General features: G+C 65.0%; 15 protein-coding genes and 1 pseudogene. 9 read left to right on the top strand and 7 right to left on the bottom strand.

Annotated elements, in window-relative coordinates:
• Nucleotides 1-38 precede the first annotated feature (38 nt).
• A pseudogene (locus FFS08_RS14405) lies at nucleotides 39-347 on the top strand (efflux RND transporter permease subunit); the annotation flags it as partial.
• Between the two features lie 60 nt (nucleotides 348-407).
• On the opposite strand, the gene FFS08_RS14400 reads toward FFS08_RS14405, so the two are convergent.
• Nucleotides 408-1,325 carry a cation diffusion facilitator family transporter gene (locus FFS08_RS14400; RefSeq protein ID WP_064311253.1) on the bottom strand — a complete coding sequence of 306 codons (918 nt, stop codon included), beginning with the start codon at nucleotides 1,323-1,325 and terminating at the stop codon, nucleotides 408-410.
• Between the two features lie 445 nt (nucleotides 1,326-1,770).
• Between FFS08_RS14400 and FFS08_RS14395 the strand changes: the two genes are divergently transcribed.
• The 6 genes from FFS08_RS14395 to FFS08_RS14370 all read left to right on the top strand — a co-directional run bounded on the left by FFS08_RS14395 (nucleotide 1,771) and on the right by FFS08_RS14370 (nucleotide 9,923).
• The gene (locus FFS08_RS14395; RefSeq protein WP_064311256.1) at nucleotides 1,771-3,114 is read left to right on the top strand and encodes a TolC family protein; all 1,344 of its coding nucleotides are present in this window, start codon (nucleotides 1,771-1,773) and stop codon (nucleotides 3,112-3,114) included.
• Nucleotides 3,111-4,283, top strand: a complete 1,173-nt coding sequence (locus tag FFS08_RS14390) for an efflux RND transporter periplasmic adaptor subunit (protein WP_064311257.1) — start codon at nucleotides 3,111-3,113, stop codon at nucleotides 4,281-4,283. Before FFS08_RS14395 ends, FFS08_RS14390 begins: the two co-directional genes overlap by 4 nt.
• A 3-nt stretch (nucleotides 4,284-4,286) precedes the next feature.
• Entirely contained in the window at nucleotides 4,287-7,568 is a 3,282-nt protein-coding gene (locus FFS08_RS14385; protein ID WP_084445250.1) for an efflux RND transporter permease subunit, read from the top strand.
• Between the two features lie 14 nt (nucleotides 7,569-7,582).
• Complete coding sequence (locus FFS08_RS14380; protein ID WP_064311318.1) at nucleotides 7,583-7,930, top strand: DUF190 domain-containing protein; 348 nt, start codon at nucleotides 7,583-7,585, stop codon at nucleotides 7,928-7,930.
• Nucleotides 7,927-9,216, top strand: a complete 1,290-nt coding sequence (locus tag FFS08_RS14375; RefSeq protein WP_198161971.1) for a calcium:cation antiporter family protein — start codon at nucleotides 7,927-7,929, stop codon at nucleotides 9,214-9,216. The genes FFS08_RS14380 and FFS08_RS14375 overlap by 4 nt, the downstream gene beginning before the upstream one ends.
• 125 nt (nucleotides 9,217-9,341) lie before the next feature.
• On the top strand, nucleotides 9,342-9,923 hold the full coding sequence (locus FFS08_RS14370; protein WP_232318420.1) for a class I SAM-dependent methyltransferase: 582 nt from the start codon (nucleotides 9,342-9,344) through the stop codon (nucleotides 9,921-9,923).
• A 74-nt stretch (nucleotides 9,924-9,997) separates the two neighbouring features.
• On the opposite strand, the gene lspA is transcribed toward FFS08_RS14370, so the two are convergent.
• The 3 genes from lspA to FFS08_RS14355 all read right to left on the bottom strand — a co-directional run bounded on the left by lspA (nucleotide 9,998) and on the right by FFS08_RS14355 (nucleotide 13,206).
• On the bottom strand, nucleotides 9,998-10,522 hold the full coding sequence (gene lspA, locus FFS08_RS14365; RefSeq protein WP_064311259.1) for a signal peptidase II: 525 nt from the start codon (nucleotides 10,520-10,522) through the stop codon (nucleotides 9,998-10,000).
• Between the two features lie 96 nt (nucleotides 10,523-10,618).
• Nucleotides 10,619-12,580 carry a cytochrome c/FTR1 family iron permease gene (locus FFS08_RS14360; RefSeq protein WP_064311260.1) on the bottom strand — a complete coding sequence of 654 codons (1,962 nt, stop codon included), beginning with the start codon at nucleotides 12,578-12,580 and terminating at the stop codon, nucleotides 10,619-10,621.
• Complete coding sequence (locus FFS08_RS14355) at nucleotides 12,580-13,206, bottom strand: cation efflux transmembrane domain-containing protein (RefSeq protein ID WP_004212870.1); 627 nt, start codon at nucleotides 13,204-13,206, stop codon at nucleotides 12,580-12,582. Before FFS08_RS14355 ends, FFS08_RS14360 begins: the two co-directional genes overlap by 1 nt.
• 78 nt (nucleotides 13,207-13,284) lie before the next feature.
• Between FFS08_RS14355 and FFS08_RS14350 the strand changes: the two genes are divergently transcribed.
• Nucleotides 13,285-13,701, top strand: a complete 417-nt coding sequence (locus FFS08_RS14350; protein ID WP_004212867.1) for a MerR family transcriptional regulator — start codon at nucleotides 13,285-13,287, stop codon at nucleotides 13,699-13,701.
• On the opposite strand, the gene FFS08_RS14345 is transcribed toward FFS08_RS14350, so the two are convergent.
• From FFS08_RS14345 to FFS08_RS14335, 3 genes are all read right to left on the bottom strand, one after another.
• On the bottom strand, nucleotides 13,695-14,897 hold the full coding sequence (locus tag FFS08_RS14345) for an aspartyl protease family protein (protein WP_082795033.1): 1,203 nt from the start codon (nucleotides 14,895-14,897) through the stop codon (nucleotides 13,695-13,697). The two genes, FFS08_RS14350 and FFS08_RS14345, sit on opposite strands and share 7 nt — an antisense overlap.
• A gap of 262 nt (nucleotides 14,898-15,159) precedes the next feature.
• Nucleotides 15,160-15,381 carry a GDCCVxC domain-containing (seleno)protein gene (locus FFS08_RS24240; protein WP_081609171.1) on the bottom strand — a complete coding sequence of 74 codons (222 nt, stop codon included), beginning with the start codon at nucleotides 15,379-15,381 and terminating at the stop codon, nucleotides 15,160-15,162.
• Complete coding sequence (locus FFS08_RS14335; RefSeq protein ID WP_017980799.1) at nucleotides 15,381-15,797, bottom strand: mercuric transporter MerT family protein; 417 nt, start codon at nucleotides 15,795-15,797, stop codon at nucleotides 15,381-15,383. The genes FFS08_RS24240 and FFS08_RS14335 overlap by 1 nt, the downstream gene beginning before the upstream one ends.
• Nucleotides 15,798-15,859: 62 nt before the next feature.
• Here FFS08_RS14335 and FFS08_RS14330 point away from each other — a divergent pair, with 62 nt between their 5' ends.
• Entirely contained in the window at nucleotides 15,860-16,276 is a 417-nt protein-coding gene (locus tag FFS08_RS14330) for a MerR family transcriptional regulator (protein ID WP_017980798.1), read from the top strand.
• Nucleotides 16,277-16,342: the final 66 nt, after the last annotated feature.

Here is a 16,342-nt window from a genome sequence, read left to right as displayed (position 1 = left end):
TGATCGTTGATAAACGCTTGCTTGGCGCTGGCGATGATCTCGTAATGATGAGCGCGATCGGGAAGCATCTGGAAGATGGTCAGGACGAGGAACAGGCCATCGCCGATGGCGCGATGGAACGGGTGCGTCCGGTCCTGATGACCGCGATGGTGGCGTCGCTCGGGTTGTTGCCGATGGCGCTTGCCACTGGAACTGGCGCCGCGGTGCAGCGGCCCTTGGCGATCGTCGTGATCGGCGGTCTAATCACATCGACCGTGCTGACCCTGCTGGTGCTGCCGGCGATCACCGCCTGGGTGTCGCGGTTGAGGCCGCGACGCCGGACGGACACGGCCTTATCCTCGGCCTGACAGTCGCGAGAGTGGGAGGCGTTGCGGTTCTGTTCCGCGACGCCTCCCATCCTTCACCGACTAACGATGAAGATGGTCCTCGTCCCCGCATTGACGATCTGACCCTTCGGTCTGGATCGTGCTATGCTCGATCTCGTATTTTTCCAGAAGGACGGCCTGGACAGCGGTGCGAGTGGCATCGACGTCCGCGCCCTCCTTCAGCACGACATGGACCGTGCAACTCACATCGTCGTTGCTCATCGACCAGACGTGAAGATCGTGGAGGCCGGCGACGCCGGGAACGCCGGCGATTGCCGTGCGGACCTCGCCGAGCTTCAGTCCACCCGGCACGCCTTCGAGCAGCACGTTGGTCGTATCGCGGAGCAATATCCACGTCCGCGGCAGCACCCACAGCCCGATCGCTACTGCGACGATGGGATCGATCCAGGTAAAGCCGGTGAACTTGATGGCGAGCGCGCCAAGAATCACGCCGATCGAGCCGATCATGTCGGCCCACACCTCCAGATAGGCGCCCTTCACGTTGAAGCTGGCGTCCTTGCCCGCTGTCAGCAGCCGCATCGAAATCAGGTTCACGACGAGACCGATCGCCGCGACCGCCATCATGCCCCAGGACTGGACTTCCTGCGGCGCATTGAAGCGTTTGATCGCCTCCACGAACACATAGATAGCGATGACGAACAGCAGCACGGCGTTGAACGCCGCCGCCAATATCTCGAACCGCCGGTAGCCGAACGTCCGCTTTTCGTCGGCTGACTTGCCGCCGAGCTTGATCGCCATCAGCGCGATCACGAGCGCCGCGACATCGGTCATCATGTGCGCGGCGTCGGAGAGCAGCGCGAGACTGTTGAAAACGAACCCGCCGATTACTTCGGCGACGAGATAGGTGGCGGTCAGCCCCAGCGCCCAGGTGAGCATCTTCGCGTTGGCGCCCGCCGTATGGTCGTGGCTATGGCCGGCTGCGCCATGATCGTGCGGCATCAGGAAGTTTCCCAAGTTTCAGAAATGAACGGCCCCACAACCCGTTCGAGAAGGGGTGCGCAGATTGAGTTACGATAAACCCTCACGTTGTAACGCTCCGGGTTCGATAATCATGACCAGAGCGATACTCGTCGTCCGGTTGCACCGAACAGCCGCGCAAGGGGCCGCCGACCGAACAGGAAATCCACGCCGGCGACAGCGGCGTCGCGAGCCGAGTGCCCGGCCGCCATCTGTTTCGCTGCACCGATCGCCGTGAGCTCCTAGTCGATTTCAAGGATGAAGGATTGGCAATCGCCGGCGTGCAGGCCGTGACCGCACGCCGGGTCGTCGTCGCCCTTCGCCCCAGTTTCGAGATGGGAAAGCACAGCAGCGAAATTAGGGCTTGCTCCTCTAGAGACTGTAGGTTGCATGAGCGCAACCTGCGACATGAATCGCGGGAAATCGGATGAGCAAGCACCAAGTTCGACAGAAAAGCTGGAAGAGGAAGAGCCTAGTCGCAGTTCTGCTCCTCGCATTCCCCGTGTCGGGATCACTGGCGCAGACGTCCGCACCGTCATCGGCCGTGCCTTCGGAGCCTCCCTTCACCCTTGAGCGCGCTCTGGCGCTTGGCGGCGCCGTTTCTCCTTCGATTGCGGCCGGAACTGCAGGCGTACAGGCCGCGACGGCTGGTCGCCGCGTGGCGGCGCTTCGCCCCAACCCCGAGATCGTCGTCGAAACCGAGAACGTCGCCGGCAGCGGCGAATATCGCGGACTCCGCAGCGCGGAAACTACCGCGGGCTTGGCGCTTCCGATCGAGCTTGGCGGCAAGCGATCGGCGCGAGTCGCGGTCGCGGACGCGCAGATCGACCGGGCGCGGATCGGCGCGGCCATCGCGATCGCCGACCTCACACTCTCAATCACGCAGAGCTACATCGAGGCTGCGGCGGCCGAGCGGCGGTTGATTGTCGCACGCGAGCAAGCCGGCCTTGCGGCTGAGGGCGCGCGGGCGGCACGGGTGCGTGTGACAGCAGGCGCGGCGTCGCCGATCGAGCAACAGCGCGCCGAGGTGCTTCGCATCAACGCGGAGACCGCGGTGGAACGGGCCGCGCGCACTGCCGAGGTGGCGCGCGCGAACCTGGCGAGGCTGATCGGCCAGCCCGTGACCGGGCCGCTGGATACGGCTTGGTTCGAGCGGATCGGCGGCTACGGACCCACCCAGCTTATCTCGGCCGAGGGCACGCTGGCGCTGGCAGCGGCCAATGCTGACGCGCGCACCGCGAGCGCCCAGGTCCGGCTCGCGCGGGCGCAGCGCATCCCCGACGTGACGGTGAGCGCGAGCGCGCGCCGACTTGAGGCAACGAACGATGTGGCGGCGGTATTCGGCGTGTCGGTCCCCTTTCCGGTGTTCAACAATGGTCGCGCGGCCATTGCCCAGGCCCAGGCACAGGCAACCCAGGCGGAGGCGCTACGCCGGGTGGCGTTGCTAGAGGCCGATCGGTCGATCGCGAGCGCGCAGGCCGAGCTTGCCAATGCCGCGACGACCGCGCGCACGGCGGGAGGACCGGCGCTGACCGCAGCCGCGGAGGCCGCCCGCATCGCACGCCTCGGCTACGCGGCGGGCAAGTTCAGCCAACTCGATCTTTTGGAGGCCGAGCGGACGCTTCGCGAAACGCGCGCCGCAGCGATCGACGCCCTTGCCACATACCGCGACGCGGAGGCCCGCCTGGCGCGGCTCACCGCGCCAGCCACCCTATCGGCCGAGCAGACGCCCTCGAGTGCGCGCCCCGCCATCCCCGGAGATATTCGATGATCTTATCTGACAAGCGTTTGTTGGGCGGCGTGGCAGCGGCGGTGCTCGTTGCGGCGGCGGGCGGGTTCACCGTCGCACGATGGACGGCCGACACCCCGGCCGCGCCCGCGCCCGAGGGTGGCAAGTCCGAGGCGGCCGAAGCGGAGGCGGCGCCGAGCGATACGCTCCCGATGAGCGCCGAGATGATGAAGAGAACGGGCGTCACCACCGAAACCGTCAATCCAGGCGGGTTGGCGGCCGAGATCGTGGCCCAGGCGACGGTCGCACCGTCGCCCACGGGCGAGGCGATCGTGACGGCGCGCGCGGGGGGCGCGGTGACGCGGGTATTCAAACGATTGGGCGATCCTGTCAGACGCGGCGAGGCGCTGGCGATCGTCGAAAGCCGCGACGCCGCCCAGATCGCGGCCGACCGGACAGCGGCCGCGGCGAAAGCGACTCTTGCCCAACGCAACCTTGCGCGCGAACGCTATCTTTACGGCCAAAAGGTCTCGCCGCGTGTTGACCTCGAAACGGCGCAGGCGGAAGCCGCATCAGCGGCGGCCGAGGCGCGGCGTGCGAGCGTCGCGGCAGGAGCGGCCAATGTCACCAGCGACGGGCGCGGCGTCGTCGTCGCCTCTCCAATCGCGGGACGCGTGACATCGGAAAATGTCAGCCTGGGCGCGTTCGTGCAACCGGAGACCGAGTTGTTCCGCGTCGCCGATTCCAGTCAGATACAGATCGAGGCGGCGGTTGGACCTGCGGACGCGCAGCGGCTCGCGCCTGGTGACAGGGCGATCATCGACCTGCCAGACGGATCCACGACCAGCGCCCGTGTTCGCGCCGTGACGCCGACCTTGAGCGGCGAAACTCGCGCTGCGACCGCGGTGCTCGACGTGATCGGCGGTCGGCTTCAGCCGGGCTTGGCCGTGCGCGTGCGGCTGTTTCCGAGCCGCAGCGGTGCATCGACCGCGATCGTGGTGCCCGAGGAGGCGGTGCAATCGCTCAATGCTCGCGACGTGGTGTTCGTCCGCACGCCCAAGGGGTTCAAAGCCGTCCCCGTCACCACCGGGCAGCGCAGCGCCGGCCGCATCGAGATCGTGTCCGGTCTCGCATCGGGTCAGACCATCGCCACCAAGAACGCATTCCTGCTCAAGGCCGAACTCGGCAAGGGCGCGGGCGAGGAAGAATAACAGATGATCGTCAATCTCATTGCGCTGGCTGTCCGCGCGCGTTGGGCGGTTCTGTTCATAATTTTGGGGATCGCCGGCATCGGTGTTTGGCAGCTCACCAAGCTGCCGATCGACGCCGTGCCCGACATCACCAACAACCAGGTGCAGATCAACACGGTCGATCGGCGTCTTTCGCCGGTCGAAATGGAAAAGCTCGTCACTTATCCGATCGAGACCGCGCTTGCCGGCATCCCCGGCCTAGAGACGACCCGATCGATTTCGCGCAACGGTTTCAGCCAGGTCAGTGCGATCTTCTCCGAAGGCACTGACCTCTATTTCGCGCGGCAGCAGGTAGGCGAGCGGCTGACCCAGGCGCGCGACACGCTTCCCGATGGTGTCCAGCCGCAGATCGGCCCCGTGACCACCGGGCTCGGCGAAATCGTGATGTATACGGTCCGCTTCGCCAATCCGGGAGGAAAAGGAGCCAGGAGCGCGAACGGCCAGCCCGGCTGGCAGTCTGACGGGAGCTATCTGACGCCGGAAGGCGAGCGGCTGACCAACGAGGTTGAACAAGCCGGATACCTGCGCACCGTGCAGGACTGGATCGTCCGGCCGCAGCTACGTTCTGTTCCCGGCGTGGCCGGCGTCGACTCGATCGGCGGATATGCCAAGACGTTCGTGGTCGAACCCGATCCGGTGAAGCTCTCCACCTACGGCATCTCCTACAGCGAGCTTGGTGAGGCTCTGGAGAACGCCAATCTGGCGGTAGGCGCTAACTACTATAATCGCGGCGGTGAAGGCTATCTCGTGCGCCTCGACGCGCGGGTGCGCTCGGTGGACGAGATCAAGAACGCCGTCGCTGCCACCCGAGGCGGCGTGCCGATCACGGTGGGACAGATCGCCAACGTTGAGAGCGGGGGCGATCTTCGCACCGGCGGGGGCAGCGTGAACGGCAAGGAAGCCGTGATCGGCACCGTTTTGATGTTGATCGGCCAAAACAGTCGGATCGTCGCGCAGGACGTGGCCGCGAAGCTGGATCAGATCGGGAAAACATTGCCGCCGGGCGTCGAAGTCGAGATCGTGCTCGATCGCGCCAAGCTCGTCAGTGCCACGGTCGCGACGGTCGAACGTAACCTGACCGAGGGCGCGATCCTTGTTGCCGCGGCGCTATTTCTGTTGCTCGGCAATTGGCGCGCGGCGCTGATCGCGGTGCTCGTGATCCCGTTCTCGTTCCTGATGATGGCGATGGGGATGAACGCCTTTCGCGTCCCCGGAAACCTGATGAGCCTGGGCGCGCTCGACTTCGGCCTGATCGTCGATGGCGCGGTCATCATCATCGAAAACTGCCTGGCGAGGCTCGCGCACCGGCAGGAGCATGAGGGGCGGCTCCTCACCCTTCGCGAGCGGCTTGAGGAGACCATGCGGGCCTCCCAGGAGATGATTAAGCCCACCGTGTTCGGGCAGGCAATCATCCTGCTCGCGTTCGCGCCGCTGCTCATGTTCACCGGCGTTGAGGGCAAGACCTTCTCGCCGATGGCGATCACGATCATGCTCGCGCTTGTCGCCGCGTTCATCCTCGCGCTGACCTTCGTGCCCGCGATGGTCGCGCTGCTGATCCGGGGCCGCGTCGCCGAGAAGGAAGTGTGGCTGATCGCCAAGACCAAGGCACGCTATCTACCGCTCCTCGACAAGGCAATTGCGCGCCCGTGGCCGTTCATCCTTGGCGGCCTGGCATTCTTTCTGGCGGCGATCCCCGCGTTCGGGCTTCTGGGAAGCGAGTTCATCCCCCAGCTCGACGAGAAGAACATCGCGCTCGCGTCCACACGCGTGCCATCCGTCAGCCTGGAACAGTCGTTGGTGATGCAGCGCGAGGTTGAAGCGGCCGTCACCAAGCTGCCCGAGGTCGAATTGATGTTCTCGAAAACCGGCACGGCCGAGGTCGCGACCGACCCCATGCCGCAGAATATGTCGGACGGGTATGTAATTCTTAAGCCGCAGGATCAGTGGCCGGCAGGCGTCCATACCAAAGCGGACGTGATCGAGCGGATTGAGAAAGCGTCTCGGGGTCAGCTCGGTCAGCTCTACGAGATGAGCCAGCCGATCCAGCTCCGCTTCAACGAGCTGATCGCCGGCGTGCGCGGAGACGTCGCGATCAAGCTCTACGGCGACGATCTCGACAAGATGGCGCAGACCGCTGGCGAGATGGTCCGCATTCTACAGTCGATCCCCGGAGCGGGCAGCGTCAAGGCCGACCAGGTTGGCGGTGCGCCCACGCTCGACGTCAAGCTCGATCGCGCCGCCATCGCGCGCTACGGCCTGACGGTTAGGGAAGTCGCCGATACCGTCTCCGCGGCGTTGGGCGGTCGCGAATCCGGGTTGCTCTACGAGGGCGACCGGCGGTTCGACATCACCGTGCGGGTGCCCGAGGCTACACGAATCAACCTCGATGAAATTCAGGCGCTACCGGTGTTGCTGCCCAGCGAAGCCGGCCAAGCGCGCCAGCAGGTGCCGCTTGCCCAGGTGGCGCAGATACGCGTCACCGAGGGGCTGAATGAGATCAGGCGCGAGAACGGCAAACGTCGCCTCGCCATCCAGGTCAACCTCTTAGGTCGCGATGCCGGGTCGTTCGTCACAGAGGCACAAGCCAAGATCGCGCGGGTGAAGCTGCCTGCCGGTTATTATCTTGAATGGGGCGGACAGTTCCAGAGCCTCCAGGATGCGAGCCGCAGGCTCGCGGTCGTGGTGCCCTTGTGCTTCCTTGCCATCTTCGGGTTGCTTTACATGGCGTTGGGCGGGTTCGCGCGCGCCGGGGCGGTATTCTTGGCCGTGCCCTTAGGGCTGGCGGGCGGTGTGTTCACGCTCGCGCTGACCGGCATCGCCTTTTCGGTGTCGGCCGCGGTCGGGTTCATCTGCCTTGCCGGCGTTGCCGTGCTGAACGGACTGGTCGTGATGACCGCGATCCGGGAGCGTATCGAGAACGGCGCGCCGATCGCCGAGGCGATCCGCAACGGCATGGCGGACAAGATGCGCGCGGTTGTCATGACCGGGTTCGTGCCGGCGATCGGCTTCGTGCCGATGGCACTCGCGCACGGCACCGGCGCCGAGGTGCAAAAGCCTTTGGCGACGACGGTGATCGGCGGCCTAATCGCCGCCACCATCCTGACGCTGCTCGTCCTTCCCGCCATTGCGCGGGTGGTGCTCGGCTGGGGCGAGCGGGCGAGCAAGCGCGGTGATCCCGCACGGCATGATCCCGAACCGCACGACGGCGGGGGAGCGCACCAGCTCCCTGGACCGGGCACGATATGAAAATGGAGCCAAGCATGAACCAGCAAGCCAGACTGCTCCGCATCTACACCGACGAGGCCGCCTATGTCGGAGATCGCAAGGTCTATGAGGTTGTCGCCTCTCGGGCGCGAGACGCCGGGCTTGCCGGAGTGACGGTCCTGGAGGCGCTCATTGGATTCGGCCGATCGGCGCACGTCCACCGTCGCCATGTGCTCGAAAGCGACCGCGCCGTGGTCGTCGAGATCGTCGACGAAGACCCTAGGCTGCGTTCGTTTGCGACCCAGCTCGCCGACGTTCCGGAAATCGGACTGATTACCTTGGAGGCGGTCGAGATCATTACCCCGACGGCCGACGCTGACCACAACGGAGGGGCGAAACGATGATGAGGCAAGTCGATCTCTTCCCTTCGGAGGCGCATCCAGCATCGTTGCGCCGCTTCGTCATGCTGGTCGCGCTAACCGCGCTTGCCATGATCCCAGCCATTATTCTGAGGATCGAGGGGTGGCGGCCAAACCCTCTGCTCGACGCCATGCTGTTCGGCGCTGCCATCCTGGCAGCCGGCTTCTACCTGTCATGGGGAGCGGAAGCCGCGGAGTCGCGCATCTCCGCGGGCCTGATCGTCGCCATCGTGGCGCTGATCACCGTGCTCCCGGAATATGCCGTGGACTTCTACTACGCCTACTCGGCTGGGGCTAATCCAGGGTCCAATTACGTCCACTATGCGGCAGCAAATATGACCGGTGCGAACCGGCTGCTGGTCGGCATCGCCTGGCCGCTTCTGGTGCTGCTTCATTGGCGCAAGACAGGCGAACGCGCAATTTCGCTTTCTAGCGCCAACCGGGTCGAGATCCTCTTCCTCCTCGTGCCCAGCCTTTATGCGTTCAGCGTCCTCTTGAAGGACGCAATCAGCATCGTCGATACGGTCCTGCTCATTGCTTTGTTCGGCCTGTATATGTGGCGAGCGAGCGACAAGGGTGAAGGCGCGGGCAGCGACGACGACGATGATGACGAGCCCGGTCCTGCGGCTGCGCTCACCCTGCTCTCTCCGACGCGCCAATGGCTTGTCATGGGCGGACTGACCTTGGTGGCAGCCGCGGTAATCCTCGCGTCGGCGGAGCCGTTCGCCGAAGCGATGGTCGACTCCGGCCGTCAGCTCGGGTTCGACGAGTTCCTGCTGATCCAATGGCTCGCGCCGCTCGCCAGCGAAGCCCCCGCGGTCACAGTCGCCATTCTCTTCGTGTTGGCGAGGCGGTCCGAACAGGGCTTAGCGACGATGATTTCCGACAAGATCAACCAGTGGACCTTGCTGGTCGGCATGTTGCCCCTCGCCGTCAGTCTAGGTGCGGGCCAGCTTTCGAGTTTACCACTCGACGCGCGCCAGCATGAGGAGTTCTTCCTGACCGCGGCGCAGTCGCTGTTCGGCATCGCCCTCCTACTTCGCCTCGGGCTGAGCTTGCTTGGGGCGGCAGCGCTTGCCGGGCTATTCATCGTTCAGGTCGTGCTCGCTGTAGCCTGGCAGGGTGATGAGGCACGCACTGTCGCCAGCTTGACCGCACTCGGCTGGTTTTACATCGTGCTCGCCGGCGGGCTCTTTGCTTTGAACGCCAAGTATCTGGCGGGACTCGTGGGTGCCATTCGACCTCAAAGGCATCGGGGAGAAAATGCATGATGTTTCGGCAATGACGATGGAACCGTTGGCAGGATGAAACAGCGGCACCCCGTCGTCCTCGATCGCGATTACGTGCCGCGCTGGGCCGCCCCGAGCTGACCGGTCTATACGATCATGCGATAGCGTTGCTGACGCGCGAGCGCCGATGGCGAACCGCGCTGCTGCAATTGGCGGCCCCCAGCCCGAGCGAAACGATTCTAGATGTAGGATGCGGGACGGGCAGCTTCGCAATCATGGTGAAGCGGCAATGCCCGGCCGCGCGCGTTATCGGGGTGGACCCCGACCCGTCCGTGTTGAAGATCGCCCACGCGAAGGCAGCCAAAACGCGCGCCGCGATCGAATGGACCGAGGCGATGGGTGACGAGCTGGCGAGGACCGGGATCGAGCCGGTCGATAAGGTCGTGTCGAGATTGATATTCCATCAATGCCCGCTTGTCATAAAACGGGCGATCCTTGACGCGATATTTGACGTTCTGCGGCCAAGCGGCGCGCGTTTCGTTGCCGACTATGGCGAGCAGCGCAGCCGGACGATGCGGGCTCTGTTTCGGCAGATTCAGCGCCTCGACGGGTTCGCGAACACCCAGCCGAACGCTGATGGCGTGCTACCCCGCATGTTCGCCGCGGCGGGGTTCGATCGCGTGATCGAGCGCCAGTCGATATCAACGCCGACCGGCTCCATTTCTATCTACTCGGCACACAAGCCTTAGCTCGGTATCAGCCGAAAAGGCGGGGGCGGACGGTTGCCTCCATCAAGGGCGCCTGTCGCGAGAACTCTCTGTCATCACGGCCCTCCGTCCGTAGCTGCCGGGCGTTCAGCGCCATTCCGGCGAAACGCTTCTGCCGTCGATCCTCTTGCGGGTAAGTATGGCCCGAGCAGCAGTAGCCCGACCCCGAGCGAAATCCACACGTCGGCGAGGTTGAAAACGAAGGGGTGCCAGCTCCCGAAGTGCAGCCCGAGGAAGTCGGTTACAGACCAGCGTGCGGCGCGGTCGATCAGATTGCCCACGGCGCCGGCCGCGGCGACCGCTAAGGCCGTGCGCTGCCAGCCCTGCGAGCGGTAGGCCCACGCGACAAGGCCGAGGGTCAGGATTGCCGTGAGCCCGATCAGGAGGGCGCGCCCGACGTCGCCATCAGAGGCGAGCAGGCTGAACGACACGCCCTCGTTAAAGGTCAGGCGCAGCGAGACGAAGGGCAGGAAATCGCCCGCCGGCCCATAGGGTTCGAGCGCAGCCCGCGCCCATGCCTTGGTCGCCAGGTCTAGCGCGGCCCCCGTGGCGATCAGCAGCGTGGCCGTGCCCGCTTTCATGTCCGCTGCGTACCCGCGAGGTCCTGGCGCCCGTCGCGGATGCGCGACATGCCGGCCAGTGTGCGCGAGCGAAGCGGGGGCAAATGCGAGCCTCGCCTAGTGAGCCGTCGCCGGGCCGGAACCCGAGCGAGATCGGTTGCGCCGATTCCAGGCAAACCCCACTGCGATGGCGACCGCCATCAGGAGTTGCGCCAGCACCGATTGCCAGGTGGGGAATAACCCTAGCATCGACAGCCGCGGCACGTCCGCGAGCGGTGCGATGTTGATAAGGCCGGCCTCCTGGAGAGCGGCGACGCCCTTGCCCGCAAGCACGACGGTCAGAACGGCCATGAGCCAGGAGCTATAGCGGAAGAACTGCGCGATCGGCAGCTTGCGGCTGTAGCGGAGCATTGCCCAGGCGATCACACCAAGCAGTCCAATGGCCGATCCGGCGCCGGCGAGCAGCATCCCGTTGTCACCTTGCGCGGAGAGAGCGGCGTAGAACAGGATCGTCTCGAAAACCTCGCGATAGACGACCACGAAGGCGAGTCCGAACAGGAACCAGCCCGACCCGCCCGAGAGCGCCCGCGACATCTTCTCGCGAATATAGCGCTGCCACTGATCGGCTTGCGCCTTACCGTGCATCCAAATCCCGACCGAGAGCAGCACGAACGCGGCGAACAGCGAGCCGAACCCTTCGGTCAGCTCCCGGCTCGCGCCGCTGATCCCGATTGCATAGGTGGCGACCGCCCAGGTGATTCCGCCCGCGATGATCGCGCTGACCCAGCCGCCATGAACGTAGCGCAGCGCCTCGCCGCGGTCGGCTTTACGCAGGAATGCGATCATGGCGACGACGATGAGCAGGGCTTCGAGCCCTTCACGCAGCAGGATCGTGAACGCGCCCAGGAACGTGGACGCCTCGGTGGCGGCATCGGGCGCGAGCGCCGCTTCTGCATCATCGAAAAAGCCGCCCAGCACCGTGACCTTCTCCGCGAGATCATCGGGCGATGCGCCCCGGTCGATCGCGGCGCGGAACTCCCCCATGGCGCCCTCGATTCGGCCCATCAGCGTCGCGTCGCGCGCGGTGAGCGTTGGTTCGATCGGCTCGAACCCATCGAGATAGGCTGACAGCGCCAGCTCTTTTGCCATCCGCGCATCGCCACGCCGGGCAGCGGCCACGCTTTCGGCGAGTTTGGCGCGGGCGACCGCGAGCGAGCCGGGAGCCTGTTGCATCACCTGTTCAGGGTGGCGACGCAGGAACGCGAGCACGGCGTCAGCCTTGGCGTCGCCGATCGCCGCGCCGAGCGCGGCCGGGGTGAGTGCGACCAGGGTTTTCAGGTCCGGGATGCGACGGCGAAGGGTCGGATCGGATTTCCACAGCCGCTCGCCTTCGCGCGCCTGCGCGTCCGTGAAGGCGAAGCTCCCGGCTCGGAATGCTACCGCCCAGCGCTGATCGTTCGGCAGATCGGCGAAGCTCTGCATCGCCGTCCCGTCGATGCCCTGCGTCACCACCTGATAGAGCGCGAAGACGCTGCGCTGGCGCGCACGTTCGGCATCGGTAAAGGCGATCGGGGGTGTCGCGAGCTTGGCGGCGTCGGGGCCACGGCCGTTGCCCGTCATGCCGTGACAGGACGCGCAGGATTGTTGGAACAGGGCATGGCCGGAGACGAGGTTCGGAGCCTTATCGGGCGCGAGCGGCACCGGGTAGGCGCGCAGCAGATCGGCCGCGAGCCCGTGCGCCAGTGTGGCCACCTGTTCAGTCGATCCCTTTTCCGCGATTACCGCTTGGAGGTTGGCGGCCCGCTGAATGAGGGCTTGGCGCTCCGGCTTCGCCGGCAGGCCTTGAAGCCGTGTCGAGACCGACGCGGCAAACTCATTCATTTCGGCGTATTCCGACGCGCTCTTGATCCGACCGTTCGCGACCGCGCCTCCATAATCGACGGCCATATAGTCGAGCAGCCGCCATGCGGTTTGCACGTCGCCGGGTTCGGCGAATGCCGCAGCAGGGATCAGCAGCGCAGCGAGCGCGGCGAGCAGCCGCAGCGAGAGCATTGCCCGGATCAAGGTGAGCAGACGCACTACCGCTCTCCCAGTTCGCGCCGAGCGCCAGTGACGATTTCATAAGCGGAGTGGAGGAACAGGAGGGCGATGAGGCCGGCGACGGCGAGGTCCGGCCAGGCGCTTCCTGTCCACGCCACCAGACCGGCCGCGGCGATCACCGCGACATTGGCGAGCGCGTCGTTGCGGCTGAACAGCCAGATCGCGCGAACATTGGCGTCCCCTTCCCGGAAACGCGCAAGCACCAAGGCGGACACGACATTGATCGCGAGCGCGACAACGCCGATTGTGCCCATCAGTTCGGCATCCGGCGCGGTTGCGTTCAGGGCGCGCCAAATCGCGAAACCGATTACGCCCACGCCAAGCGCACCGAGAAACAACCCCTGCGTCAGCGCGACCTTTGCCCTCGCCCGTGCGGACCAGGCAAGCGCGAGAAGACCGATAAGGCTGATCGACCCGTCCCCGAGAAAATCGAGGGAATCCGCTTTCAGCGCTTGGCTATCGGCGATGAACCCGCCGAACAGCTCGGCGACTCCGAAGCCGAGGTTGAGCACCACGACGGTCAGCAGCGCACGGCGATAGGCCGGATCGGTTTGCGCGCGCGCGGGCTCCCCGTGGCACCCGCAGCTTTCGGTAGAAGCATTCATGCGGCCTTCCTTACCACCTCCAGTCGCTGTAGAAGCAAGCGAAATGTGCGACACGTTCGCATTAGCAAGGATGGCATGATGAAGCCGGTGATGATTGGGCAGCTCGCCAGCGAGACGTCGACAAAAGTGACGACGATCCGGTTTTATGAGTCGATCGGGTTGCTGCGCTCCGCCCCGCGCACGGCGTCGGGCCGTAGAACCTATGATGCCAGCGACATCGAGCGTTTGCACTTCATCCGCAACGGTCGCCGGCTCGGCTTTTCGGTCGACGAAATACGATCGTTGATGGGGCTGGCGCAGAACCCGGACCAGGATTGTGGTGCCGCCTCAGCTATCGCTGCTCAGCACCTCAAGGATGTTGAGGAGAGGCTGGCGCAACTCGCGGTGTTGCGGGATGAGTTGGCAATGCTCAGCCAGAGCTGCACCAAGGCGCGCATGGCCGATTGTCGGATCATGAAGGCGATCGGCAAAGGCCACCCTCAAGCCGATCAGTAATAGTCGGCTAGCCTGAGGTCGCGCACATCACCCGAGGCCATCGTCAGCTTTACGAGGGTGCCAGCAGGCCGGGAGCGCACTTGCCAGAGCTCCCCACGCGTATAGTTCGCATCGATCGAATGGCCGTTCACCGCCACGATCCGGTCGCCGACCGCCCAGCCAGCCTTTTCCGCGGGACTGTTCGCCGCCACATGAACGACGGTGAGCGCCGTTGGTGAGGCTGCGAGGCCAAGGCCGCTACGGTCCTTCAGCATCGGCAGGCGACGACGAGGACCGAGTGGCCGGAGCCACACGAATCCGGCGGTCACGTCGAACACCACGTCGAATTGAGCGATCAGCGGTAGGCCGACATTGCCAACCGTGCTGGTGGAGAGCCAAGCTCTCATCCCGAGTGTGGGGACGTTCGAGACGCCAAGCCCTTCAATGTTGATGTTCTGGGTTGTGAAAGCATCGTTGACTCGCACGCCATCGACGCCGCCGATCGCCGCGGTCGAGACGAGCTTCCCGTTCAACAGCCCTTGATCGCGGGCATAGGCCGACGAGAGCATCAGCGCGGCCGAGCTGCCAAGATCGATCATCAAGGGCACGGGAGACAGGCCCTCGACGGAGGCCCGGATGAACAGCTCCTGCTTGGCACCGCGTCCGAGCGCGACAGCGCGCCAGTCGGGGCCGGCGAGAAACGTGCCTGACTTGACGACCGCCATACGCCTGTTCGCGAAATCGAGCGCGATGCAGCTGCCCGTGAACATATCGGCACCGAGGAGAACGTCGATCGGTCGTCCGAAGGCCGCCGACACTGAACTCAGATCACCAACAACGGCAAAGGGTAAGCGACGGGTTTCGCGGGCGAGCTGTACGTCGATGTCGCGGACCAGCAGCACCGGGGCCTTGGCGCTCAGCCCGCTAATCATGCGCCGCTCACCATTGTTCAAGCCGAGCTTCGCCGCGAGCGCCGTGCTCATGATCGACGCGCCGCTGCCACTGTCGAGCACCGCCCGCGCCGGCACTCCGCGCACTTGTGCCGAAACAAGGAGGGTATCACCCGTGCCGACTTCCAGCGGCTCCCATTCGAGGTGAGCCGCGCCGAAGTTCCACGAGGCCGCAGACCGGGAAGTCTGTCGCGCGAGCGTTGGAGAACCGAGCACCAAGCCGGTTCCACAGGCCACCAGCCGCGCCACTAATGAGCGTCGAGACATACCGATTGCTTCAACACGGGCCGTCAAAAAGCCACCTCCAGCCCCCCGTCCGCAGGAGAGCAAATTGCGGTTACATGCTCTAGCAACTGGAGGAGCAAGGGTTTTTGAAGCGCCCGAAATGCTATCCTGTTCAAATGCCCTCTCGAAAATGAGCAGTTGAGGCAGGTCAGGAACCGGTCGAATAAGACCGAAGTAGGCAATTTCGCTTGCGCGACCTTGGCGAGCAGGACCCCAGTTCACGAAGAAACGTGAAGCTATCGCCTCACCCGCAGCAGCCCGCCACAGTCCCGTTTGCTTTCGCTTCCTGGATCGGAGGGCATGGGACATCGCCAAATGAGCAGAACACGCAGCAGTCGCCAGCCAGGGGCCGCAGCACCACCGCGCAATGCCGGCAATCATAGAAGAATTGGCAGGCGTTGGTGGGCATCCTTTCGGTGGCCACCCCGCCGCATTTGGGACAGGTCAGGGTTGAGGTGAGCTGCATCAGGAAAGCGCGTTCATCAGCGGCGCTTCTAGGAGGTCCCAGGCGAACGCGATAAGCGTCAGAACCGTTCCAATCGCGAGCAGGATAGGTGTCGCGCGCGAGGGCAGCGGCATTGTGCAGGACCGGTCCCCAGCACAGGACCTCCGCCGCTGCGCGTAGGCCCACCACCCAGCAGCCAAGCCGATGAGGGAGGTCGCCGTTAGCGGCCACCGTAGTGGTATCAGCGCGGCGAAGTTGCTGGACAGGCCCGCCCCCAGGCCGAGCGCCGCGAGTGCGAGGGGCAGGACGCAGCATGACGCCGCAGCTAGAACAGCGGCTAAGCTCGCAAGCGCGCCGAGGGCGGATAGCCCCGTGTCGGCGCGACGTCGTGACGTTGGTGCGCCTAGGGGTTCACGCGGGATGGTCTCTTGGTTCATCTATCGCCTCTAGCGGGTTAGCCCGTTATGCATCCTGTAGTGACTACAGGAGCAAGCAATATATGCGCGTTGAGGAAAGCATCACGATCGGCGAGCTGTCTCGCCGGACTGGCGTGAATATCGAGACGATCCGGTACTTCGAGCGCGTTGGTGTTCTCGCAACGCCACCCCGCACAAGCGGCGGGCGGCGGGTATATGGGACCGGTCACGTCCGCGCACTTGGGTTCGTCCGTCGCGCGCGCGAACTCGGCTTCTCCCCGGCCGAGGTGCGCGCGATCCTGTCTCTTGGCGGTTCTGCGCAGGCGTCATGCAGTGAGGTCCGCGAGATCGCGGCTCACCATCTAGAGCGTGTGCGCGCTAAGATGGAGGATCTGGCGCAACTAGAAAGCCTGCTGGCTGCGACCATCGACCGTTGCGAAGGCGACGGGGCGGCGAGGTGCGCCGTGATCGACTTGCTGAACCAACATTCGACTGCGTAGATGTCGCATCGCACCCCGTACTCGCGCAAACGGTCGATAACGGAGCCGATCACCATCACCACGGCA

This window comes from Sphingomonas sp. 1F27F7B (assembly GCF_005503355.1).
GTDB lineage: Bacteria > Pseudomonadota > Alphaproteobacteria > Sphingomonadales > Sphingomonadaceae > Sphingomonas.
The sequence above is the reverse complement of the archived record's forward strand: the minus strand, read 5'-3'. Positions and strand labels throughout refer to the sequence as shown.